This is a genomic window from Pseudomonas sp. MM227, from assembly GCF_947090715.1.
In the GTDB taxonomy this organism is placed as follows: domain Bacteria; phylum Pseudomonadota; class Gammaproteobacteria; order Pseudomonadales; family Pseudomonadaceae; genus Aquipseudomonas; species Aquipseudomonas baltica.
The window spans coordinates 240,176-262,084 of sequence record NZ_OX352319.1; the positions used below are offsets into that span (position 1 = coordinate 240,176).

The 21,909-nt window shown below is 63.1% G+C and carries 22 protein-coding genes and 1 riboswitch; of the genes, 13 read left to right on the top strand and 9 right to left on the bottom strand.

Translation table 11 applies throughout. From position 1 onward, the window contains the following. The first annotated feature begins 64 nt into the window (after window positions 1-64). The 6 genes from ONG87_RS01060 (at window position 65) to hisF (ending at window position 5,029) form a co-directional block, all read left to right on the top strand. Complete coding sequence (locus ONG87_RS01060; protein WP_122480567.1) at window positions 65-1,723, top strand: OFA family MFS transporter; 1,659 nt, start codon at window positions 65-67, stop codon at window positions 1,721-1,723. A gap of 187 nt (window positions 1,724-1,910) precedes the next feature. Next, entirely contained in the window at window positions 1,911-2,504 is a 594-nt protein-coding gene (hisB, locus tag ONG87_RS01065; RefSeq protein WP_043191647.1) for an imidazoleglycerol-phosphate dehydratase HisB, read from the top strand. Next, a complete protein-coding gene (gene hisH / locus ONG87_RS01070; RefSeq protein WP_122795890.1) occupies window positions 2,504-3,142 on the top strand; it encodes an imidazole glycerol phosphate synthase subunit HisH in 639 nt (212 codons plus the stop codon). Before hisB ends, hisH begins: the two co-directional genes overlap by 1 nt. Further along, window positions 3,142-3,399: a DUF2164 domain-containing protein gene (locus ONG87_RS01075; RefSeq protein ID WP_122480565.1), complete on the top strand. Its 258-nt coding sequence runs from the start codon at window positions 3,142-3,144 to the stop codon at window positions 3,397-3,399. Before hisH ends, ONG87_RS01075 begins: the two co-directional genes overlap by 1 nt. 42 nt (window positions 3,400-3,441) lie before the next feature. After that, window positions 3,442-4,179 carry a 1-(5-phosphoribosyl)-5-[(5-phosphoribosylamino)methylideneamino]imidazole-4-carboxamide isomerase gene (gene hisA / locus ONG87_RS01080; RefSeq protein ID WP_122480564.1) on the top strand — a complete coding sequence of 246 codons (738 nt, stop codon included), beginning with the start codon at window positions 3,442-3,444 and terminating at the stop codon, window positions 4,177-4,179. Between the two features lie 79 nt (window positions 4,180-4,258). Further along, window positions 4,259-5,029: an imidazole glycerol phosphate synthase subunit HisF gene (hisF, locus tag ONG87_RS01085; protein ID WP_043191638.1), complete on the top strand. Its 771-nt coding sequence runs from the start codon at window positions 4,259-4,261 to the stop codon at window positions 5,027-5,029. An 87-nt stretch (window positions 5,030-5,116) separates the two neighbouring features. On the opposite strand, the gene ONG87_RS01090 is transcribed toward hisF, so the two are convergent. Then, window positions 5,117-5,323 carry a hypothetical protein gene (locus ONG87_RS01090; protein WP_264382060.1) on the bottom strand — a complete coding sequence of 69 codons (207 nt, stop codon included), beginning with the start codon at window positions 5,321-5,323 and terminating at the stop codon, window positions 5,117-5,119. Window positions 5,324-5,438: 115 nt separating this feature from the next. Between ONG87_RS01090 and ONG87_RS01095 the strand changes: the two genes are divergently transcribed. Next, complete coding sequence (locus tag ONG87_RS01095; protein ID WP_122480563.1) at window positions 5,439-6,056, top strand: hemolysin III family protein; 618 nt, start codon at window positions 5,439-5,441, stop codon at window positions 6,054-6,056. Between the two features lie 3 nt (window positions 6,057-6,059). On the opposite strand, the gene ONG87_RS01100 is transcribed toward ONG87_RS01095, so the two are convergent. Together ONG87_RS01100 and ONG87_RS01105 are read right to left on the bottom strand one after the other, a co-directional pair. Continuing rightward, on the bottom strand, window positions 6,060-6,779 hold the full coding sequence (locus tag ONG87_RS01100) for a 16S rRNA (uracil(1498)-N(3))-methyltransferase (RefSeq protein ID WP_192047994.1): 720 nt from the start codon (window positions 6,777-6,779) through the stop codon (window positions 6,060-6,062). Between the two features lie 133 nt (window positions 6,780-6,912). Continuing rightward, window positions 6,913-8,319: an adenosylmethionine--8-amino-7-oxononanoate transaminase gene (locus ONG87_RS01105; protein WP_264382061.1), complete on the bottom strand. Its 1,407-nt coding sequence runs from the start codon at window positions 8,317-8,319 to the stop codon at window positions 6,913-6,915. Window positions 8,320-8,508: 189 nt separating this feature from the next. Between ONG87_RS01105 and ONG87_RS01110 the strand changes: the two genes are divergently transcribed. The 3 genes from ONG87_RS01110 to ONG87_RS01120 all read left to right on the top strand — a co-directional run bounded on the left by ONG87_RS01110 (window position 8,509) and on the right by ONG87_RS01120 (window position 11,638). Beyond that, window positions 8,509-10,251 carry a flavin monoamine oxidase family protein gene (locus tag ONG87_RS01110; protein ID WP_264382062.1) on the top strand — a complete coding sequence of 581 codons (1,743 nt, stop codon included), beginning with the start codon at window positions 8,509-8,511 and terminating at the stop codon, window positions 10,249-10,251. A gap of 198 nt (window positions 10,252-10,449) precedes the next feature. Continuing rightward, a complete protein-coding gene (locus ONG87_RS01115) occupies window positions 10,450-11,001 on the top strand; it encodes a cytochrome b (protein WP_122480559.1) in 552 nt (183 codons plus the stop codon). A 37-nt stretch (window positions 11,002-11,038) separates the two neighbouring features. Beyond that, window positions 11,039-11,638: a YceI family protein gene (locus ONG87_RS01120; protein ID WP_122480558.1), complete on the top strand. Its 600-nt coding sequence runs from the start codon at window positions 11,039-11,041 to the stop codon at window positions 11,636-11,638. Window positions 11,639-11,773: 135 nt separating this feature from the next. Here the strand turns inward: ONG87_RS01120 and ONG87_RS01125 are convergent, their stop codons facing one another. From ONG87_RS01125 to ahcY, 5 genes are all read right to left on the bottom strand, one after another. Next, window positions 11,774-13,654 (bottom strand): DEAD/DEAH box helicase, encoded by a 1,881-nt coding sequence (locus ONG87_RS01125; protein WP_122480557.1) that lies wholly within the window; start codon window positions 13,652-13,654, stop codon window positions 11,774-11,776. 221 nt (window positions 13,655-13,875) lie between these two features. Then, on the bottom strand, window positions 13,876-14,706 hold the full coding sequence (locus tag ONG87_RS01130; RefSeq protein WP_192058915.1) for an ABC transporter substrate-binding protein: 831 nt from the start codon (window positions 14,704-14,706) through the stop codon (window positions 13,876-13,878). 52 nt (window positions 14,707-14,758) lie between these two features. Next, complete coding sequence (locus tag ONG87_RS01135; RefSeq protein WP_264382063.1) at window positions 14,759-15,841, bottom strand: hypothetical protein; 1,083 nt, start codon at window positions 15,839-15,841, stop codon at window positions 14,759-14,761. Window positions 15,842-15,919: 78 nt separating this feature from the next. Further along, entirely contained in the window at window positions 15,920-16,765 is an 846-nt protein-coding gene (gene metF / locus ONG87_RS01140; RefSeq protein WP_122480554.1) for a methylenetetrahydrofolate reductase [NAD(P)H], read from the bottom strand. 69 nt (window positions 16,766-16,834) lie between these two features. After that, window positions 16,835-18,244, bottom strand: a complete 1,410-nt coding sequence (ahcY, locus tag ONG87_RS01145) for an adenosylhomocysteinase (protein WP_122480553.1) — start codon at window positions 18,242-18,244, stop codon at window positions 16,835-16,837. 21 nt (window positions 18,245-18,265) lie between these two features. Then, window positions 18,266-18,373, bottom strand: a riboswitch (S-adenosyl-L-homocysteine riboswitch). 196 nt (window positions 18,374-18,569) lie between these two features. On the opposite strand from ahcY, the gene ONG87_RS01150 reads away from it, so the two are divergent. From ONG87_RS01150 to ONG87_RS01160, 3 genes are all read left to right on the top strand, one after another. Beyond that, complete coding sequence (locus tag ONG87_RS01150) at window positions 18,570-18,965, top strand: acyl-CoA thioesterase (protein WP_122480552.1); 396 nt, start codon at window positions 18,570-18,572, stop codon at window positions 18,963-18,965. A gap of 123 nt (window positions 18,966-19,088) precedes the next feature. Next, window positions 19,089-20,309 carry a putative DNA modification/repair radical SAM protein gene (locus ONG87_RS01155; protein WP_264382064.1) on the top strand — a complete coding sequence of 407 codons (1,221 nt, stop codon included), beginning with the start codon at window positions 19,089-19,091 and terminating at the stop codon, window positions 20,307-20,309. Then, window positions 20,306-21,133 (top strand): TIGR03915 family putative DNA repair protein, encoded by an 828-nt coding sequence (locus ONG87_RS01160; protein WP_192058920.1) that lies wholly within the window; start codon window positions 20,306-20,308, stop codon window positions 21,131-21,133. Before ONG87_RS01155 ends, ONG87_RS01160 begins: the two co-directional genes overlap by 4 nt. A gap of 11 nt (window positions 21,134-21,144) precedes the next feature. On the opposite strand, the gene ONG87_RS01165 is transcribed toward ONG87_RS01160, so the two are convergent. After that, a complete protein-coding gene (locus ONG87_RS01165) occupies window positions 21,145-21,888 on the bottom strand; it encodes an NRDE family protein (RefSeq protein ID WP_264382065.1) in 744 nt (247 codons plus the stop codon). Between the last annotated feature and the right edge of the window lie 21 nt (window positions 21,889-21,909).

Genomic DNA, 21,909 nt, shown 5'->3' on the forward strand with positions numbered 1-21,909 from the left:
GTGAAGAATGTGGGCGCATTTGTGTGCAGACAGCTGAACTACAAAAATCAACGGGGGTTACAAAATGAGCAGTAGTCTTTCGGGCGGCGGCGTGGGTGCCCAGCCAGGATTCCTGTCCAAGGAGCGGATCATCGCCAAGCCTGGCTTCAACCGCTGGCTGGTTCCACCAGCAGCGTTGGCCATTCACTTGTGCATCGGCATGGCGTACGGTTTTTCGGTGTTCTGGCTGCCATTGTCCAAGGCGATCGGTATCACCGCGCCAGTGGCGTGCGCGCCCGACATGAGTTTCTTCAGCCAAGTGTTTTCATCGTCCTGTGATTGGTCGGTGTCGATGCTGAGCTGGATCTACACACTGTTCTTCATCTTCCTGGGCTGCTCGGCAGCCATCTGGGGTGGCTGGCTGGAACACGCCGGGCCGCGCAAGGCCGGTGTGGTTTCGGCACTGTGCTGGTGCGGTGGTCTGGTCATTTCCGCGTTGGGTATCTACACCCACCAGATCTGGCTGATGTGGCTGGGCTCGGGCGTGATCGGTGGTATCGGTCTGGGGCTGGGCTACATTTCCCCGGTATCGACCCTGATCAAATGGTTCCCGGACAAGCGCGGCATGGCTACCGGCATGGCGATCATGGGCTTCGGTGGCGGCGCCATGGTCGGCGCACCGCTGGCAGCGGTCCTGATGGGCCATTTCGCCTCGCCTACCAGCGTCGGCGTGTGGCAGAGCTTCCTGGTGATGGCGGCGATCTACTTCGTCTTCATGATCGGCGGCGCATTGTCCTACCGCGTGCCGCCTACCGGTTGGAAGCCTGAAGGCTACGTCGCTCCGGCGAAGAAGGCCAAGGGCATGATCACCAACCGCCACGTACACGTGAACGTGGCCTGGAAGACGCCTCAGTTCGCCCTGGTGTGGCTGGTACTGTGCCTCAACGTTTCCGCAGGTATCGGCATCCTCGGCATGGCTTCGCCGCTGCTGCAGGAAGTGTTCGGCGGCAAGCTGCTGGGCGTGGACCTGGCGTTCAACCAGCTGGACTCGGCGCAACTGGCGCAGATCGCTGCCATCGCGGCGGGCTTCACCGGCTTGCTCAGCCTGTTCAACATCGGTGGACGCTTCTTCTGGGCTTCGTTCTCCGACTATATCGGCCGCAAGGTGACCTACTTCGTGTTCTTCGCCCTGGGCGTGGCACTGTACGCCTCGGTACCGACCCTGGGTCATTCGGGCAGCATCGCGCTGTTCGTGGCAGCCTTCTGCATCGTGCTGTCGATGTACGGCGGCGGCTTCGCCACGGTTCCGGCCTACCTGGCCGACCTGTTCGGCACGCAGATGGTCGGCGCCATCCACGGTCGCCTGTTGACCGCCTGGGCCGTGGCCGGTGTGCTGGGTCCGGTGCTGGTGACCAACCTGCGTGACTACCAACTGGCGCAGGGCGTTCCGCGCGCGGCCGTGTACGACACCACGTTGTACATCCTCTCCGGTTTGCTGGTGCTGGGTTTCATCTGCAACGCGCTGGTGCGTCCGGTGGCCGACAAGTACTTCATGACCGATGCCGAGCTCAAGGCCGAGCAGGCGCTGGGCCATGACAAAGGTGCAGACGGCACGACCGTGCTGGAGTGGAAGGCCAATCCGGCTTCCAAGCCGCTGGCCATCGCTGCCTGGCTGGCCGTGGGCATTCCGTTGGCGTGGGGTGTGTGGGTGACCCTGCAGAAGACGGCGGTGCTGTTTCATTGATGTAGATGCTTGAATCGGCGGTGGCCCGTTCGCGGCCACTGACCGCTTCTACGACATCTCGTAGGAGCGGTCATCGGCCGCGAAAAGGCCACCGCAGATCATCCTTTCCCCCCTCTTCTGTTCCCGTTTCCCGCCTGCGTGCCTATAATGATCACCTTTTTCGCCCAACGATTTTGCGGAGCTGGTGATGGCCGAACGTATCGCGTTCGTCGAGCGCAACACTCTGGAAACCCAGATCAAAGCCTCGATCAACCTGGATGGCACCGGAAAGGCCCGATTCGATATCGGCGTTCCTTTTCTTGAGCACATGCTTGACCAGATCGCCCGGCACGGGCTGATCGACCTGGACATCGAGTGCAAGGGCGACCTGCACATCGACGACCACCACACCGTGGAGGACGTCGGCATCACCTTGGGCCAGGCATTCGCCAAGGCCATCGGCGACAAAAAGGGCATCTTTCGCTACGGCCACGCCTACGTCCCGCTGGACGAAGCGCTGTCGCGCGTGGTCATCGACTTCTCCGGCCGCCCCGGCCTGCAGATGCACGTGCCCTACACCCGCGCCACCGTCGGCGGCTTCGATGTGGATCTGTTCCAGGAGTTCTTCCAGGGCTTCGTCAACCACGCCAACGTCTCCCTGCACATCGACAACCTGCGTGGGCACAACACCCATCACCAGATCGAAACCGTGTTCAAGGCTTTCGGCCGCGCGCTGCGCATGGCCGTCGCGGTCGACGAACGCATGGCTGGGCAGATGCCGTCGACCAAGGGCGTGCTCTGATGCAGACCGTCGCGGTAATCGACTACGGCATGGGCAACCTGCACTCGGTGGCCAAGGCTCTGGAGCATGTCGGTGCCGGCAAGGTGCTGATCACCAGTGACGCCAATGTCATTCGTGAAGCCGACCGCGTGGTCTTTCCCGGTGTCGGTGCCATTCGCGACTGCATGGCTGAAATCCGCCGCCTGGGCTTCGATGCGCTGGTGCGCGAAGTCAGTCAGGACCGGCCCTTCCTGGGTATCTGCGTCGGCATGCAGGCGTTGATGGAGCACAGCGAAGAGAACGCCGGCGTCGACTGCATCGGCGTGTTTCCCGGCAAGGTGCGCTTTTTCGGCAAGGACCTGCACGAAGGTGGCGAGCACCTGAAAGTCCCGCACATGGGCTGGAACGAAGTGCAGCAGGCGGTGGATCACCCGCTGTGGCACGACATTCCCGACCTGGCGCGTTTCTACTTCGTGCACAGCTATTACATCGAGGCCGGCAAGCCGGGCCAGGTGGTGGGGCGCGGCCATTACGGTCGTGATTTCGCCGCGGCACTGGCCGAAGGTTCACGCTTCGCCGTGCAGTTCCACCCCGAGAAGAGCCATACCCATGGCCTGCAGCTGCTGCAGAATTTCGCAGCCTGGGATGGACGCTGGTAATGGGCAAGGCCAGCAAGCCGCCCATTCTTACCCTGACGCCGGAGCAGGAGAGCGAAGCGGCCGAGAAGATCAAGCGGTTCATGCGTGACCGCTTCGATCTCGACCTGGGTTCGTTCGAGGCCCTCGAGGTGCTCGAGCTGTTCACCCGCGAAATGGCTCCACACTATTACAACAGGGCGATTTTCGATGTGCAGGCGCACCTCAGCGAGAGGTTCGAAAGCATCGAGAGCGACCTGTGGGCGCTCGAGAAGAACTGACTTCCGAGCATCGCCGTTCACCGACTTCGAAGGTTTTTGCAGATGCTGATTATCCCCGCTATCGATCTTAAAGACGGTGCCTGCGTGCGCCTGCGCCAGGGCCGCATGGAAGATTCCACGGTGTTTTCGGACGATCCGGTGAGCATGGCCGCCAAGTGGGTCGAGGGCGGCTGCCGTCGCCTGCACCTGGTCGATCTCAACGGTGCTTTCGAAGGCCAGCCGGTGAACGGCGATGTGGTCACTGCCATTGCCAAGCGCTACCCGCACCTGCCGATCCAGATCGGCGGTGGCATCCGCTCGCTGGAAACCATCGAGCACTACGTCAAGGCCGGCGTGAGCTACGTGATCATCGGCACCAAGGCGGTCAAGCAGCCCGAGTTCGTCGCCGAGGCCTGCCGTGCATTCCCCGGCAAGGTCATCGTCGGCCTGGACGCCAAGGATGGCTTCGTCGCCACCGACGGCTGGGCGGAAGTGAGCACGGTGCAGGTCATCGACCTGGCCAAGCGGTTCGAGGCCGATGGCGTGTCGGCGATCGTCTACACCGACATCGCCAAGGACGGCATGATGCAGGGCTGCAACGTGCCCTTCACCGCTGCTCTGGCGGCCGCGACCAAGATCCCGGTGATCGCCTCCGGCGGTATCCACAACCTGGGCGACATCCGTGCCCTGCTGGATGCCAAGGCGCCGGGCATCATCGGCGCCATCACTGGCCGCGCCATCTACGAAGGCACCCTGGACGTCGCCGAGGCCCAGGCATTCTGCGATTCGTACAACGCGTAACGGCTGGACGCGGCCCCCTGTAGCAGCGGCGCAAGCCGCGTCCGCCAGTACCTTGGTCCAACTTTAGCGGAGAACCCCCATGGCCCTGGCCAAACGCATCATCCCCTGCCTGGACGTGGACAACGGCCGAGTGGTCAAGGGCGTCAAGTTCGAGAACATCCGCGACGCCGGCGACCCGGTCGAGATCGCCCGGCGCTACGACGAGCAGGGCGCCGACGAGATCACCTTCCTGGACATCACCGCCAGTGTCGATGGCCGTGACACCACCCTGCACACCGTCGAGCGCATGGCCAGCCAGGTGTTCATTCCCCTGACCGTGGGTGGCGGCGTGCGCACGGTGGCGGATATCCGCAACCTGCTCAATGCCGGTGCGGACAAGGTTTCGATCAATACGGCTGCGGTGTTCAACCCTGAGTTCGTCGGCGAGGCAGCTTCGCGCTTCGGCTCGCAGTGCATCGTGGTGGCCATTGATGCGAAGAAGGTCTCGGGGCCCGGCGAAGAGCCGCGCTGGGAGATCTTCACCCACGGTGGGCGCAAGCCTACCGGCCTGGATGCCGTGCAATGGGCGCAGAAGATGGAAGGCCTGGGCGCGGGTGAAATCCTGCTGACCAGCATGGACCAGGACGGCATGAAGAACGGCTTCGACCTGGGCGTGACCCGCGCCATCAGCGACGCACTGGGCATTCCGGTGATCGCCTCCGGCGGGGTGGGCAACCTGCAGCACTTGGCCGATGGCGTGATCCAGGGCGGCGCGAGCGCGGTGCTCGCCGCCAGTATCTTCCACTTCGGCGAGTACACCGTGCCTGAAGCCAAGGCGTTCATGGCCAAGCAAGGCATCGTGGTCCGCTGACCCTGTAGCAGCGGCGCAAGCCGCGTCAGGCGTCACCGCGTTGCGCCAGGTTCACCGCACGCACCGCCGACGCGGCTCGCGCCGCTGCTACAAGGAATCTGTCGTTGCGGTAACCGCGTCCGGCATCCCGGTAATGACGATCGCCGTTTCGGCAACCGCGTCCGGCGTCCGAGTAATGACGATCGCCGTTGCGGTAACCGCGTCCGGCGTCCGGGTAATGACGATCGCCTTCACGGCAACCGCGTCCGGCGTCCGGGTAATGATGGTCACCGTTTCGGCAACCGCGTCCGGCATCACCGCGACCCTGTAGCAGCGGCGCGAGCCGCATCGGCGGGCAGCGCGGTGGGACGGCTAATCGCGTCGGCGTTTGACGCGGCTTGCGCCGCTGCTACAGGGGTAAGGAGTTTGTATGTACCATGGCGAACGAATGAACGCCTGGACCCATTTGGCAGGGGCTGTGCTGGCGGCGGTCGGTGCTGTCTGGCTGCTGCTGGTGGCAGCGTTTCAAGGTGATCCCTGGAAGATCGTCAGCGTGTGCATCTATGGCAGCACGCTGATCCTGCTCTACAGCGTTTCCACGATCTACCACAGCGTGCGCGGGCGCGGCAAAGCGCTCATGCAGAAGCTCGATCACCTGTCGATCTACCTGCTGATCGCCGGCAGCTACACGCCGTTCTGCCTGGTGACCCTGCGCGGGCCTTGGGGCTGGAGCCTGTTCGGTGTGGTCTGGGGGCTGGCGGTGCTGGGCATGTTGCAGGAGATCAAGCCACGCTCCGAGGCCCGCGTACTGTCTATCGTGATCTACGCGGTAATGGGCTGGATCGTGCTGGTCGCGATCGGGCCGCTGCTGCGCCTGCTGGGCCCCGCCGGATTCGCCTGGCTGGCCGCGGGCGGCGCGCTGTACACCGTGGGCATCATCTTCTTTGCACTGGACAAGCGCCTGCGCCATGCCCACGGGATCTGGCACCTGTTCGTGATCGCGGGCAGCGTGCTGCACTTCATCGCGATCTTTTTCTACGTCATCTGAACCCTAGAAATCACCCCACAGCTGCTGCGCCACCGCCAGGGCGACCACCGGCGCGGTTTCGGTGCGCAATACGCGCGGGCCCAGGCGGGCTGCGTGAAAGCCGGCGGCCTTGGCCTGCTCCACTTCGGCATCGCTCAAACCGCCTTCAGGGCCGATCAGGAACGCCAGGCTGGCAGGTTTTGCATGGCTGAGCAGCGGCTCTGCAACGGGATGCAGCACCAACTTGAGTTCGGCGTGGCTGGCGGCGACCCAATCGGCCAGCGCCTGCGGCGCATGAATGACCGGCACGCTGGAACGGCCGCACTGCTCGCACGCGCTGACCGCGACCTGGCGCCAGTGGGCCATGCGCTTGTCGGCGCGCTCGTCCTTGAGGCGCACCTCGCAGCGTTCGCTCACCAGGGGAGTGATTTCACTCACGCCCAGTTCGGTAGCTTTCTGGATCGCCCAGTCCATCCGTTCGCCACGGGACAGGCCCTGACCCAGATGGATGGCCAGCGGCGAATCGGGCTGGCCGGCAAACTGTTCGTCGAGGGTGACGCTGACGCGTTTCTTGCCCACTTCCAGCAAGGTGCCGAGGTATTCCTGACCGCTGCCGTCGAACAGCTGCACCTTGTCGCCGGCGGCCATGCGCAGCACGCGGCCGATGTAGTGGGCCTGGGCTTCGGGGAGTTCGTGTTCGCCCAGGGCGAGCGGGGCGTCGATGAAAAAGCGGGACAGTCGCATGGGGGTGTCTCTGGTGATTTTGTGGTGTTTATTCGGGCCTTTTCGCGGCCACTGGCCGCTCCTACGGTTGCAGGGTGTGCCCCTGTAGGAGCGGCCAGTGGCCGCGAAAGCACTGGTACAGACGACGTCCTACTCAACCCGGATCGCGAAACCCGGGGTGGAAATCTTCGGCGACCTGCACGCTCACGCTGCTGCGCGTGGCGATATCGATCCCCTCGCTGGCCACCTCGGCCAGGAAGTCGATCTGCTCGGGCGTGATCACATAGGGCGGCAGGAAATACACCACACTGCCCAGCGGCCGCAGCAACGCGCCACGTTCGAGTGCGTGGTTGAATACTTTCAATCCGCGCCGTTCCTGCCAGGGGTAGGCGGTTTTGCTGGCCTTGTCCTGAACCATTTCGATGGCCAGGACCATGCCGGTCTGGCGCACTTCGGCCACATGGGCATGATCGACCAGGTGCGCCGTGGCGCTGGCCATGCGCTCGGCCAGGGCGCGGTTGTTCTCGATGACGTTGTCCTGCTCGAAGATGTCCAGCGTCGCCAGCGCCGTGGCACAGGCCAGCGGATTGCCGGTGTAGCTGTGCGAATGCAGGAAGGCGCGCAGGGTCGGGTAGTCGTCGTAGAAAGCGCTGTAGACGTCATCGGTGGTCACACAGGCGGCCAGCGGCAGGTAGCCCCCGGTCAGCGCCTTGGACAGGCACAGGAAATCCGGACGGATGCCGGCCTGTTCGCAGGCGAACATCGTTCCGGTACGGCCAAAGCCCACCGCGATTTCGTCGTGGATCAGGTGCACGCCGTAGCGGTCGCACGCCTCGCGCAACAGCTTGAGGTACACCGGGTGATACATGCGCATGCCGCCAGCGCCCTGGATCAACGGTTCGATGATCACCGCAGCAATACTTTCATGGTGCTCGGCCAGGGTGTGTTCCATGGCCTGGAACAGCGTGCGCGAATGCGCCTCCCAACTTACCCCTTCAGGCCGCAGGTAGCAGTCCGGGCTCGGCACTTTCAAGGTGTCGAGCAGCAGCGGCTTGTAGGTTTCGGTGAACAGCGGCACGTCACCGACCGACATCGCCGCAATGGTTTCGCCGTGATAGCTGTTGGTCAGCGTGACGAAGCGCTGCTTGTTCGGCTGGCCGCGGTTGACCCAGTAATGAAAGCTCATCTTCAGCGCGACTTCGATGCACGATGAGCCGTTGTCGGCGTAGAAGCAGCGGGTCAGCCCCTCGGGCGTCATCTTGACCAGCCGCTCGGACAGCTCGATCACCGGCTGATGGCTGAAGCCGGCCAGGATCACGTGTTCCAGCTGGTCGACCTGATCCTTGATGCGCTGATTGATGCGCGGGTTGGCGTGCCCGAACACATTGACCCACCAGGAGCTGACCGCGTCCAGGTAACGCTTGCCCTCGAAGTCTTCAAGCCATACGCCTTCACCGCGCTTGATCGGGATCAGCGGCAGCCGCTCGTGGTCTTTCATCTGGGTACAGGGATGCCACAAGACCTCGAGGTCGCGCTTCATCCACTGATCGTTGAGTCCCATCTTTTTCTCCCGCGGCAACACGCTTGGCAAACAGTCGCGCAAGCCTATGCAATGAGGCCTCGGCTCACAACCCAAACATGCTCGATGGCGGCGCTGGCGGGCAGTATGGCGCTGGCGTATGCTGCGCGGCACTTTGCCATTGCCGGGGCATGATCCGGCCATATCGCTTGCTCTGCCGGAGTTCTCTGCATGTCTGCTGGTTGGTTGCGCGCTTGGGCGCTGATAGTGGTGGGGCTGTTCAGCGCGCAGGCGTTGGGCAATGACAAGGCACAGACGGCGATCGTCGTCGGCGGCGGTCTGGCGGGGCTCACAGCCGCCTACGAGCTGCAGGCCAAGGGCTGGCAGGTGACCTTGCTCGAGGCGCGCCCCAGCCTTGGCGGCCGCTCGGGCCTGGCCACCAGCGAGTGGATCGGCGGCAGCAAGATCCAGCCGGTGCTCAACGGCTATGTGAACACCTTCAAGCTGGCCACCCAGCCGGCGCCGGAATTCGTCCGCAACCCCGGCTACCTGATCGACGGCGAATACTTCACCGCCGCCGACCTGGCCACCAAGCAGCCGGCCACTGCCGAGGCGCTCAAGCGCTACGAGAAAACCCTGGATGACCTGGCCCGCTCGGTCAAGGACCCGGAAAACCCCGGCGCGACCAGCACGTTGTTCGCTCTGGACCAGATCAACGTGTCCAACTGGCTGGACCGCCTGCAACTGCCCGCCACGGCACGGCAGCTTATCAATCAGAAAATTCGTACGCGCTATGACGAACCATCGCGTCTGTCGCTGCTGTATTTCGCCCAGCAAAGCCGCGTCTACCAGGACATCGACGATCGCGATCTGCGCGCTTCACGCTTGATTGGCGGCAGCCCCGTGCTCGCTCAGGCCTTCGTCAAACAGATCAAGACCATCAAGACCGATTCGCCGGTCTCGGCCATCAGTCAGGACAAGGACGGCGTGACCGTCAAGGTCGGCGCGGTGGGTTACCAGGCCAGTTACGTGGTGCTGGCCATCCCCTTGCGTGCGCTGGGCAAGATTGCCTTCACCCCGGCGCTGGACAATCGTCAATTGGCCGCGATCAAAGGCACCAACTACGGTTGGCGAGACCAGTTGCTGCTCAAGTTCAAGACGCCGGTGTGGGACAGCAAGGCGCGCATGTCCGGCGAGATCTACAGCAACACCGGTCTGGGCATGTTGTGGATCGAGCCAGCGTTGAAAGGCGGCGCCAACGTGGTGATCAACCTGTCCGGTGACAACGCTCGCCTGCTGCAGGCCTTCGGCGACAAGCAGATGGTCGACCAGGTGTTGATCCGCCTGCACGCGTTCTATCCTCAGGCACGCGGTGCCTTCACCGGCTATGAAATCCGTCGCTACAGTGTCGATCCTTCCTACGGTGGTGCTTACCTGGCCTACGGGCCGGGACAGATCAGCAAGTTCTGGAAGGTCTGGGAAAAGCCGCAGCAGCGCATCGCTTTCGCCGGTGAGCACACTGATTCGCTGTACCCAGGCACGCTGGAAGGTGCCCTGCGCAGTGGCCAGCACGCCGCTGGCCAGGTTGTGGACCTGGCAGCGGGTAAATCCTTCGAGCCGGTCAAAGTGGTTCCGCCAGTGGCCTTGCCGGCGAAGGCCGTGGACAGCAAGCCTGGGTTCTTCTCCAAATGGTTTGGCGGGGGCGAGACGCCGGTGGCCAAGCCGGTCGAGCCAGCACCTGCACCTGCGCCTGCACCAGTACCTGCGCCAGCACCAACGCCCGCCCCGGTGCCTGTGGTGGTACCCGCGCCCGCGCCGGTCAAGGCCGAGCCGGTGAAGAAGGCCGCACCGGTGAAAAAGGTCGACACCAAGAAACCGGAGACGAAGAAAGCCGAGGTGAAGAAGCCTGTGGCCAAGAAACCGGTCGAACCGAAAAACAAGACAGAAGCGAAAAAGCCTGCAGTACAGCCGTAGGTTTCACACCCTCGCTGTCGCCTTTCCCACAGGGCGGCGGCGAGCCTTCAACGTGCTATTGCTGCACCCTGGTCACCGACAGCACTGCGCTTAATACTGACTTAATCGACTTTATCGATATTTCAAAGCGAGATTTTCCGCTTTAATTCGATAGGTGAGTCAGTCATCTTGAGCGCAGTTCTTACAGGGTCCAGGCACATGCAGCTACGTAATTCCACTTCTCGCTATGGCTGGGTCAGCATCGTTCTGCACTGGGGCGTCGCGCTGACCGTGTTCGGGCTTTTCGCCCTGGGGCTGTGGATGGTTGGCCTGGGCTATTACGACCCATGGCGCAAGGCCGGCCCCGACCTGCACAAGAGCATCGGTCTGGTGCTGTTCTTCTTCATGTTGCTGCGCGTGGTCTGGCGCTTCATCAGCCCGCCGCCGCCCGCTACGCCCAATCAAGGCAAGCTCACCCGCACTGCGGCTCATCTGGGCCACCTGTTTCTCTATGTGGACCTGTTCCTGGTGATGAGCGCCGGTTACCTGATCTCGACGGCCGACGGCGTGGGGATTCCCGTGTTCGGACTGTTCGAGATTCCGGCATTGGTCAGTGGGTTGCCCGATCAGGCGGAAACCGCCGGTACCGTGCATTTCTACCTGGCCTGGGTATTGGTGATATTCGCCGTATTGCATGGCCTGGCCGCATTGAAACACCACTTCATCGATCGTGATGCAACCCTCATCCGTATGCTGGGTCGCAAAGCTTGACCGCCGTACCTATCAATTTTCCAGAGGAATGCTTTCTATGCTGAAAAAGACTCTTGCCGCACTCGCCATTGGCTCTGCCTTGTTCACCGCAGGCCAGGCCATGGCCGCCGACTACAAGATCGACAAGGAAGGCCAGCACGCTTTCGTCGACTTCAAGATCAGCCACCTGGGCTACAGCTTCATCACCGGTACCTTCAAGGACTTCGATGGCTCGTTCAGCTTCGATGCAGCCAAGCCTGAAGACTCGAAGATCGACGTGACCTTGAAGACCGCCAGCGTGTTCACCAACCACGCCGAACGCGACAAGCACATCAGCAGCAAGGACTTCCTGGACGTCGCCGCGTTTCCCGAGGCTACCTTCAAGTCCACCAGCGTCAAGCCGACCGGCAAAAGCGCCGATGGCAAGACCACTGCCGACGTGACTGGCGATCTGACCCTGCACGGCGTGACCAAGCCAGTCGTGATCAAGGCCACCTTCCTGGGTGAAGGCAAGGATCCATGGGGCGGCTACCGTGCCGGTTTCGAAGGCACCACGTCGATCAACCGCAAGGACTTCGCGCCCAAGTCGATGGACCTGGGTCCACAGTCGGACACCGTCGAGCTGTACTTCACGTTTGAAGGCGTGAAAGCGAAGTAAGTTATTCGCTGACACAAAAAAACGCCGCAGCCTGTGAGGGTTGCGGCGTTTTTTTGTGTCCGGCATGGGAGCCGTGCTGAAACCTTCGCTGGCAGAGCCCGCTCCCACAGGGCGGCGGGCCTGCCTACCTCATGCTCAGCCTTCGCGGTTACGCGTCAGCAGCGCAGGCTTTTCACCCCGTGGCCGGCTTGGCAATTGCTCCAGCTGCTCGGCAGTCGGGAAACGATCGATCTTCGATTCCTTGTGCACGATTACCGGTTGGCTCGGGTTGCGCGAGTCAGCTACCACCGGTTCCTGGCGTGGTTGCTCGTCACGCGCCGGGCGGCGGTTGCGCGGATTGCTTTCGCGACGGGGCTGGCCGTCACGCGCGCCACCCCCGTTGCTGCGCGGGCCACGCTTGGCACCAGCGTTGTCACCGGTGCCAGCCGGACGCGCGGCGCCACCGCTGCGCGGCGCACCACCGGCAGGACGACCCTGGCGCGGCGCGGCTGCAGGCGCGGCAGCACCGGCCGGGGCCGAAGCGCCCGGACGACGACCGCGGCCCTGGTTCTTGCCCTGATAGGGGCTGACGTAATCCGCACGGTTGCCGAAGTTGTCCACTTCGTCATCGAGGAATTCGTCCGGCGCACGGTTGGCGGAAACAGTCGATTCTACGGCCGGGCGCGCAGCTTGGGGCTGGCGTGGCTTCTGGTCACGGGGTTGGCGTTCAGAACGCGCCCCGGCGGGCTTTTCCTTGCCTTTGTCCTTCCCTTTGTCCTTGCGTCCACCACCGGCATTGCTGCTGCCGTCGCCGCGTGGCGCGCGAGCGCCGCGGGCATTGTTGGCCTGAGGGCGTTCACGCACCTCGGGTTTTTCCGCTTCCACGGTGCTGGCATCGAACCCCATCAGATCACCGTCCGGGATCTTCTGCTTGGTCATGCGCTCGATGCTCTTGAGCAGCTTCTCTTCGTCCGGCGCGACCAGCGAGATCGCTTCGCCACTGCGGCCGGCACGGCCAGTACGGCCAATGCGGTGCACGTAGTCTTCGTCGACGTTGGGCAGCTCGAAGTTGACCACGTGGGGCAACTGGTCGATGTCCAGGCCACGGGCAGCGATGTCGGTGGCAACCATGATGCGTACGGCGCCGGCCTTGAAGTCGGCCAGGGCCTTGGTGCGTGCGTTCTGGCTCTTGTTGCCGTGGATGGCCACGGCGCTCAGGCCATGCTTCTCCAGGTACTCGGCCAGGCGGTTGGCGCCGTGCTTGGTACGGGTGAACACCAGCACCTGCTCCCATGCGCCCTGAGTGATCAGGTGCGCCAGCAGCGAGCGCTTGTGGCTCGAGGCCAGGCGATAGACGCGCTGCTCGATGCGCTCGACCGTGGTATTGGGCGGCGTGACTTCGATGCGCTCGGGGTTGTGCAGCAGCTTGCCGGCGAGGTCGGTGATGTCCTTGGAGAACGTCGCCGAGAACAGCAGGTTCTGACGCTTGGACGGCAGGCGCGAGAGCACTTTCTTGACGTCGTGCACGAAGCCCATGTCGAGCATGCGGTCGGCTTCGTCGAGCACGAGGATTTCAACGTGGGACAGATCGACACTGCCCTGGCCACACAGGTCGAGCAGACGACCGGGGCAGGCCACCAGCACGTCGACACCGCGGGACATGGCCTGAACCTGCGGGTTCATGCCAACACCGCCGAAGATGCAGGCGCTGACGAATTTCAGGTCGCGAGCGTAGGTCTTGAAGCTGTCGTGAACCTGGGCGGCGAGCTCGCGCGTCGGGGTCAGGACCAGCACGCGCGGTTGGCGCGGGCCGTGACGTTGGGATTTGTCCGGGTGACCACCTGGGAACAGCCGTTCCAGAATCGGAAGGGCGAAACCGCCGGTCTTACCTGTACCTGTCTGAGCGGCAACCATCAGGTCGCGGCCTTGCAACACGGCGGGAATGGCCCGCTGTTGCACCGGTGTGGGCTGGGTGTAGCCCGCTGCCTCGATGGCGCGGACTAGAGCCTCGGAGAGACCGAGGGAAGCAAAGGACATGAGTAATCCTGTTCTAGTAGGGGCTTATGCCCGAGGGATAATCTTGCCTGGCGCGACGGGTGTGTGATGACACTGTCGCGTCCGGTCCTGCTGGGGTTGCAAAGGGGGCTTCACGAAGCGGTGCGCGGGCGCAAGCCCAGCTGGCAGGTGCTTCGAGAGGCCTTGGCAAGGCCGAGCGGCCGGACGTAAGCCTGGCACAAGGGCCGAGTATAACAGAGCAATCACATTGCGCTGCTTTCACGCTGCCCAGCGGTGCTCGCGGGCGGTTGCCGCAGTATCTGCGGCGCAGCGGAAGGTAGCGTTTTACCACTCATTGGCGCGTCGGCATAGCGTGCCAGCAACTGCGCGTAGGCCGGCTCCTGTTTGAATCGGCGCAGTTCCGCGGCGAAGCGCTGCACCAGCAGGTCCATCCCGGCGCCGCGGCGTACCGCCAGAAACTGCGGATTGCTGCCGATCTCCATGGGCAGCCGACTGACCCGCTGCTCCATGCCCAGACGCTTGACGGTGTATTCGCCCACCCGGCGGTCGGTGATCAGCAGGTCGATGCGTGCCTTAGCCAGCTTGCCGAAGTTGGCTTCCTGGCTGGGTCCGCTCTCGCGGATCACGCCAGGCGCCTGGGCGAACTCGTCACCGTAGTCGTACCCCGCCGTTATGCCCACGGTCAGCCCCTTGAGGTCGGCCATGCTCTGCACGGGGTGAGGGCGATCGTTGGCCTGGTAGAACACCCATTCCACCTCCGACAGCGGCTCCCTGGGATAGAACAGGCTGGCATCGCGTTCGTTGGTCTGGAAAATATCGAGGATGCCGTCGGCCTGGCCTTGATCGAGCATGGCCAGGCAGCGTTTCCACGGCAGGAATTGCCACTGCACTTGAATGCCCAGGCGCTCGAAGATCAGCGCCGTGATGTCGTAGTCGATTCCCTGCGCTTTACCGTTTTCCTCGAAGGCGTAGGGCGCCCATGAATCGGTGACGATGCGCAGCGTTTCGCCGTGGGCCTGCAGGCACCAGCAAAGGAGAAGCGCAGAGGGCAACGAGCGGAGGATGGCAACCATGGGCCGGAGATTACGACGGCTGGCTCCGCTTGAAAAGGTCTGCGCCGGGCTTTCAGGACTTTTGCCGGCTAGTCAGGTGCTGATAGATGGAGCTGCGGCGGCGGCCCAGCAGTAAACGAACGCCGGGATGCCCCAGCCACTGTTCCAGTTGCCGCGGCTGCAGCGGCGTGCGCATGCGCCGCTCGACGTTGTCCTGAGCCTTTTCCCACCAGACGGGCGCGCAGGCCTGATCGAACTCGTTGGCATGGGGATAGCAGCCATACAGCACTTCGCGCACGAACTGCCGCTGATGACCGGGCAGCAGCAGGGTCACTGCCTTGAACAGCAGGCGTTGCGCAGCGGGCGGACGCGGCAACTGGGCGGTGACCTGCCGGGTATCGTCCAGCGCAGCAGGATCGAGCGGCACGTTTTGGTGCTTGCGCAGCCACGCCATGACCTTGGCCCGGAACAGCTGCTTGCGGCTCCAGTAGTGGTGGATCAGGTCGGGGCATTCACGCAGGGCGTAGTGCCGGTAGGCGGCGATGCCCAGGCAGAACTCCTCCAGAATGTAGGCACCCTGGGCCCGCGGGTACAGGTCGTCCATCAGCTCGATCGAGCGCTCGAGCAGGCAGGCATCGTCGGCATGCAGGCCGATCACCCCGGAGTTGATCAGGGGCATCTGGTCATCGGCCAGGCCGCGCGCCTGCAGTTCTTCGCTCAATGCGCTGTACAGCACGCTTTCCCGGCAGTCGCCATAGCGGATACCGATCGCGTTGCATAGCAGGCTCCCCGGCGCGATGCGCTCGAACAGCGCCAGCGGCGATTGATGGAAGAAGGTATCGGTGTCGATCAGCAGAGCGACTTCGGATTCGCGCAGCACTTCGAGCAGCGCCATGTGCTTGATGCGGAAGTGGTAACCGTGCGGTTGCATCCACGCCTCACGGGTGGCCGCGTCGAAATTGCGCACGCGTACCGGCAGGTCGCCGTAGGGCGCGGGGTCGTCGGTGAACACCTGGATATCGATGCGGTGACCGGGCGTTTCACGTAGACGCGCCAGGGCGCTGCAGATGCTGAAGATGGCTTCCCGGTGATAGGTGTCGGCACCGAACACGAGGTAGACCAGTTGCGGGCGAGAAGAGCGGGTTTGAGTGACCATGGACCTGATTCTGATGCTGATGAACGACGAAAAAAGGCCCCGGCAATGTGCCGAGGCCCTGTGGCCGCCTGAGAAGACTCAGCTGCTGAGTTTCAGATTGTTCCATACGGCCAGGCTGGGTTCTGCCTGGTTAAGGGTATAGAAGTGCAGGCCTGGTGCGCCGCCCTGCAACAAACGCTCACACATCTGCGTGATCACTTGCTCGCCGAACGCCTGGATGCTTTTCACGTCATCGCCGTAGGCTTCCAGCTGCTTGCGCACCCAGCGCGGGATTTCGGCGCCGCAGGCGTCGGAGAAACGCGCCAGCTTGCTGTAGTTGGTGATCGGCATGATGCCGGGCACGATCGGAATGTTCACGCCCAGCTTCTGCACACGCTCGACGAAGTAGAAGTAGCTGTCGGCATTGAAGAAGTACTGAGTGATTGCGCTGCTGGCGCCGGCGTTGGCCTTGCGCGCGAAGTTGACCAGGTCATCTTCGAAATTGCGCGCCTGCGGATGCATCTCCGGGTAGGCCGCCACTTCGATGTGGAAGTGGTCGCCGGTTTCGGCGCGAATGAACTCGACCAGGTCGTTGGCATGGCGCAGCTCGCCGCTGGACATGCCCATGCCCGAAGGCAGGTCGCCGCGCAGGGCAACGATGCGCTTGATGCCGGCCGCTTTGTACTGGTCGAGCAGACCACGCAGGTCCTGCTTGCTGTCGCCCACGCACGACAGGTGCGGAGCGGCGGGAACATTGACTTCGTTTTCCAGCTGCAGAACGGTATTCAGCGTACGGTCGCGGGTCGAACCGCCGGCGCCGTAGGTGCAGGAAAAGAAATCGGGTTTATAGGCAGCCAACTGGCGGGCAACGCCCATCAGCTTTTCATGCCCGGCATCGGTCTTGGTCGGAAAGAACTCGAAGCTTAAGGGACGATCTTGAGACATGGCAGTTTCTCGGTAAACCCATCGAGCGGGCCAGGGTTGACTGGCCCGCCGTATCAACGGTGCAGAAGCTTAGTAGCGATAGGCTTCTGGCTTGAACGGACCTTCGACGGTGACGCCAATGTAGTCGGCCTGCTGCTGGGTCAGCTGGGTGACCACGCCGCCGAAGCCGCGGACCATTTCCAGGGCCACTTCCTCGTCGAGTTTCTTCGGCAGCACTTCGACGGTCAGGCGCGCAGCCTTGCCGTTGGCGTCCAGGTCGGCGTATTTCTGCTCGAACAGGAAGATCTGCGCCAGCACCTGGTTGGCGAACGAGCCGTCCATGATGCGGCTTGGGTGACCGGTGGCATTGCCCAGGTTAACCAGACGGCCTTCGGCCAGCAGGATCAGGTAGTCGTCGTTCTGCGCGTCGAAGCTGCCGGCACCGGTGCGGTGAATCTTGTGTACCTGCGGCTTCACCTCTTCCCATGCCCAGTTCTTGCGCATGAAAGCGGTGTCGATTTCGTTGTCGAAGTGGCCGATGTTGCAGACTACGGCACGCTTCTTCAGCGCCTTGAGCATGTTGGCATCGCAGACGTTGACGTTACCGGTGGTGGTGACGATCAGGTCGATCTTGCCCAGCAGGGCCTTGTCGATGCTTGCTTCGGTGCCGTCGTTGATGCCGTCGATGAATGGAGAAACCAGCTCGTAGCCATCCATGCAGGCCTGCATGGCGCAGATCGGGTCGACTTCGGAAACCTTGACGATCATGCCTTCCTGACGCAGCGACTGGGCCGAGCCCTTGCCCACGTCACCGTAGCCGATCACCAGCGCCTGCTTGCCCGACAACAGGTGGTCGGTGCCGCGCTTGATGGCGTCGTTGAGGCTGTGACGGCAGCCGTACTTGTTGTCGTTCTTGCTCTTGGTCACCGAGTCGTTGACGTTGATGGCCGGGATCTTCAGTTCGCCCTTGGCCAGCATGTCCAGCAGGCGGTGTACGCCGGTGGTGGTTTCTTCGGTCACGCCGTGGACCTTGTCCAGCATGGCCGGGTATTTCTTGTGCAGGATTTCGGTCAGGTCGCCGCCGTCGTCCAGGATCATGTTGGCATCCCATGGCTGGCCGTCCTTGAGGATGGTCTGCTCGATGCACCACTCGTATTCTTCCTCGGTTTCACCTTTCCAGGCGAACACCGGGATACCGGCGGCAGCGATGGCTGCAGCGGCCTGATCCTGGGTGGAGAAGATGTTGCACGAGGACCAGCGCACTTCGGCACCCAGGGCGACCAGGGTCTCGATCAGCACGGCGGTCTGGATGGTCATGTGGATGCAACCCAGGATCTTCGCGCCCTGGAGCGGCAGCTGGCCGGCATATTTGCGGCGCAGGCCCATCAGCGCGGGCATTTCCGACTCGGCAATGATGGTTTCGCGACGGCCCCAGGCAGCCAGGGAGATGTCGGCGACTTTGAAATCGGAAAAACCAGCAGGCGTAAGTACAGCGCTCATTAAGAGCCTCCATTCGTAAGGTTCGAATGGGCGCCGTTGTGTGCGTTTGGCGTCCCCAGGCAAGGCCTGAAGGGACAACGCCCCATCCGAGCCTGACAGGTCGAACCTGCTGCAGCGCCCCTCGGACGGGTGGCGGGAACGGCCGGGAGTGAAAAAGGCCGTTGGGTGAATCGGTGGCGATTATATAGCGATGTGCCCAGCTGCCAAAGTATTTCTGACGATCAGCGCCGGATCGATAATGGTATTCATAGGCAAAGCTCAATGGAGCCGGGCGCCGCGGTCTGCCATGATTCGAGCCACTTAGGTGAAGAACAGAGGAGCCAGCATGAATTTTCATACGCGCAAATGGGTAAAACCCGAAGACCTCAACCCCAACGGCACCTTGTTCGGTGGCAGCCTGCTGCGCTGGATCGACGAGGAAGCGGCCATCTACGCCATCGTCCAGTTGGGCAATCAGCGCGTGGTGACCAAGTACATCTCCGAGATCAACTTCGTCAGCGCTTCGCGCCAGGGCGACATCATCGAGCTGGGCATCACCGCCACCGAATTCGGGCGTACTTCCATCACCCTGACCTGCGAAGTGCGCAACAAGATCACCCGCAAGAGCATCCTCACCGTGGACAAGCTGGTATTCGTCAACCTCGGCGAAGATGGCCTGCCAGCGCCTCACGGACGCAGCGAAATCCGCTACATCAAGGATCAGTTCGACACCGTCGGCTGAGCCCTTGGGGGTTACCGAAGGTCGGGGCCCAGGCCGCGTATTGCCTGGCTTCTGGCCGACCGGTGGCGTTGCTGGCAGCCCGGTATTTCTGTACTGTACATAAAAACAGTATCGGGAAATTTCATGCAATTGATCGATAAGCTTAGCATCCTCGCCGACGCCGCCAAGTACGATGCCTCGTGCGCCAGCAGCGGTGCGCCCAAGCGCAGCTCGGAAGGCAAGGGCGGGCTGGGCTCGACCAATGGCATGGGCATCTGCCACAGCTACACGCCGGACGGCCGCTGTGTATCGCTGCTCAAGATCCTGTTGACCAACTTCTGCCTGTTCGATTGCCAGTATTGCGTCAACCGCCGCTCCAGTGACGTGCCGCGGGCGCGCTTCACGCCCGAAGAAGTGGTGCGCCTGACGGTGGATTTCTATCGCCGCAACTGCATCAGCGGACTGTTCCTGAGCTCCGGCATCATTCGCTCGGCCGACTACACCATGGAGCAGTTGATTCGCGTCGCACGCCTGCTGCGCGAGGAACATCAGTTTCGCGGTTACATCCACCTCAAGACCATTCCCGAAGCGGACTCGGCGCTGATCGCCGAAGCCGGTCGCTATGCCGATCGCTTGAGCGTCAACATCGAGCTGCCCACCGATGCCAGCCTGCAGACCCTGGCCCCGGAAAAAGACGTCGCTTCGATCAAGAAAGCCATGAGCACCATCTACACCGGTCAGCAGACCGTGCTCAACGAGCCGCGTGCGCCGCGTTTCACACCGGCCGGGCAGAGCACGCAGATGATCGTCGGTGCCGACCAGACCGATGACAGCACCATCCTGCACAGCGCCGAGTCGCTGTACGGCAACTTCGGCCTGAAGCGGGTCTACTATTCGGCGTTCAGCCCCATTCCCAACAGCCCCAAGAGCGTGCCGCTGGCAGCACCGCCGCTGATGCGCGAGCACCGCCTCTACCAGGCCGACTTCCTGCTGCGCAGCTATGGCTACAAGGCGGACGAATTGCTGTCCGGTCCGGGCGACCTGGCGCTGGACATCGACCCGAAACTGGCCTGGGCCCTGGAAAACCGAAGCGTTTTCCCGTTGGACCTGAACCGTGCCGAACCGGCGCTGATCGCGCGCATACCTGGTATTGGCCTGCGTACCACCAAGCGCCTGGTGGAGCTACGCCGGCAGCGACGGATCCGCTATGAAGACCTGACTCGCCTGCGCTGCGTGCTGGCCAAGGCCAAGCCGTTCTTCATCACCAGCGACTACCACCCACAGCAGGCCGAGATTTCCACCCTGTTGCTGCGCGACCAGCTGCGTGATCGCCCGCAACCTCAGCAGTTGGGGCTGTGGGGATGATATGCCTGGATTGCGACGACCTGTTCGCGACCTGGCGGCAACAGGCGCGCTGGCTGCTCAGCCATCAGATCGATCCGAGTCATGTGGGCTGGAACACCGTGGCGGACCTGTTCGCCACGGACGAGCACTACCCGGCAGAAGTCGGGCCATTCCAGGCGCGCATTCCCCTGGCCCTCATCGAGCTTCTGGAAAGCGCAGCGCAGTACCGCGGCGAGCAACGCTGGAGCCTGTTGTACGAGGTGCTCTGGCGCGTCAGTCACGGCGATCGCACGGCCATGCTGGCGGGTGATCGCCTGGGCAGTGAACTGCACCGGCGCATCAAGCAGGTGCGACGCGAAAGCCACCATCTGCATGCCTTCCTGCGTTTCGTCGAGCTGCCGGCGGCGGCCGAGGGGCCACCGGGCCCCGAGTACGTGGCCTGGCATGAACCGGCCCACGATATTTTGGCCATCGCCAGCGAGCATTTCATCGGCCGCATGGGGCGCAGTCGCTGGCTGATCGCAACGCCGCAGGACGGGGTCTATTACGACGGCGTGCAGTTGATCCACGAACGGCAGTGCCCGCTGGAATGGCAACAGCTGGCGCAGCAGGCGCACGACCCGCAAGGCGAGCTGTGGCTGACCTATTACAGCCACATCTTCAATCCTGCGCGCCTGAACCCCAAGGTCATGCAGGGCCACCTGCCCACCCGCTTCTGGAAGAACCTACCCGAAGGGGCGTTGATTCCTGGCCTGATCAGCGATGCGCGCACCGGCAAGCAGCGCGATGGCCAGGCCAGCGACATCGGCAAGCGCCAGGGCAAACGCATCGGCCGTTCGGTTTAGCGCACAACTGGCTAGACCGATTGCAGGTGCACTTCGCCCAGTGCGCTGCCCAGTGGGCCGAAGCTGCGCTCGATCATTTCCCGACGACCTGCGGCATCGACGATGACCACGGTGCTGGCCCGCGTCCCGTAGCTGGCTCCGGTAATGAATACGCTCGAGAGCAACCGCTCGGTGGCCAGGCCCACGCCGGTGTCGGGCAATGCATGCTCGGGCGCCTGGGCCGGGTCGGCCAGCATGTCCAGCAGCGCATGGGGCTGGCTGCCCAATGCTTCCAGCCCCTGACGGGCTTTCACCAGCTTGGGCCATGGCGTATCGAGCCCGGCATTGGACAATCCATAGGTGCCCGCCGACAGATACTGCGGGGTGCCCGCGGCCGAGTGCAGGTAGCACAGGCGCTGGCCATCGCCGAGCAGCAGATTGAATCCGGCATACTCGTCCAGGCGGTCCATGACACGCTGCAGGTAATCGTCGATCGACTCCGTGCCGGTGAGAAAGCCTGCGACCAGATCACCTCTGGAGCGCCGAGCGGGCGGCTGGCCAGGTCGGCGGATATTGGTCAGGGCGGCGATGCGTTGCTGCGGCCCGATGCCCAGCCAGGTACCGCCGGCTTCCAGATCCCGCCCGGCGTGAACGCTAGGGTGTTCCCGCCACGGGGACAGGGGCGCCGTGGGCCGTGCATGGAATTCGTCACGGTTGCCCGCCAGCACCAGCGGGTGGGCATCACCGGGCTGCCAGGTGAAAACGATCAGGCACATACGTGGAAATCCTTGTAGTTT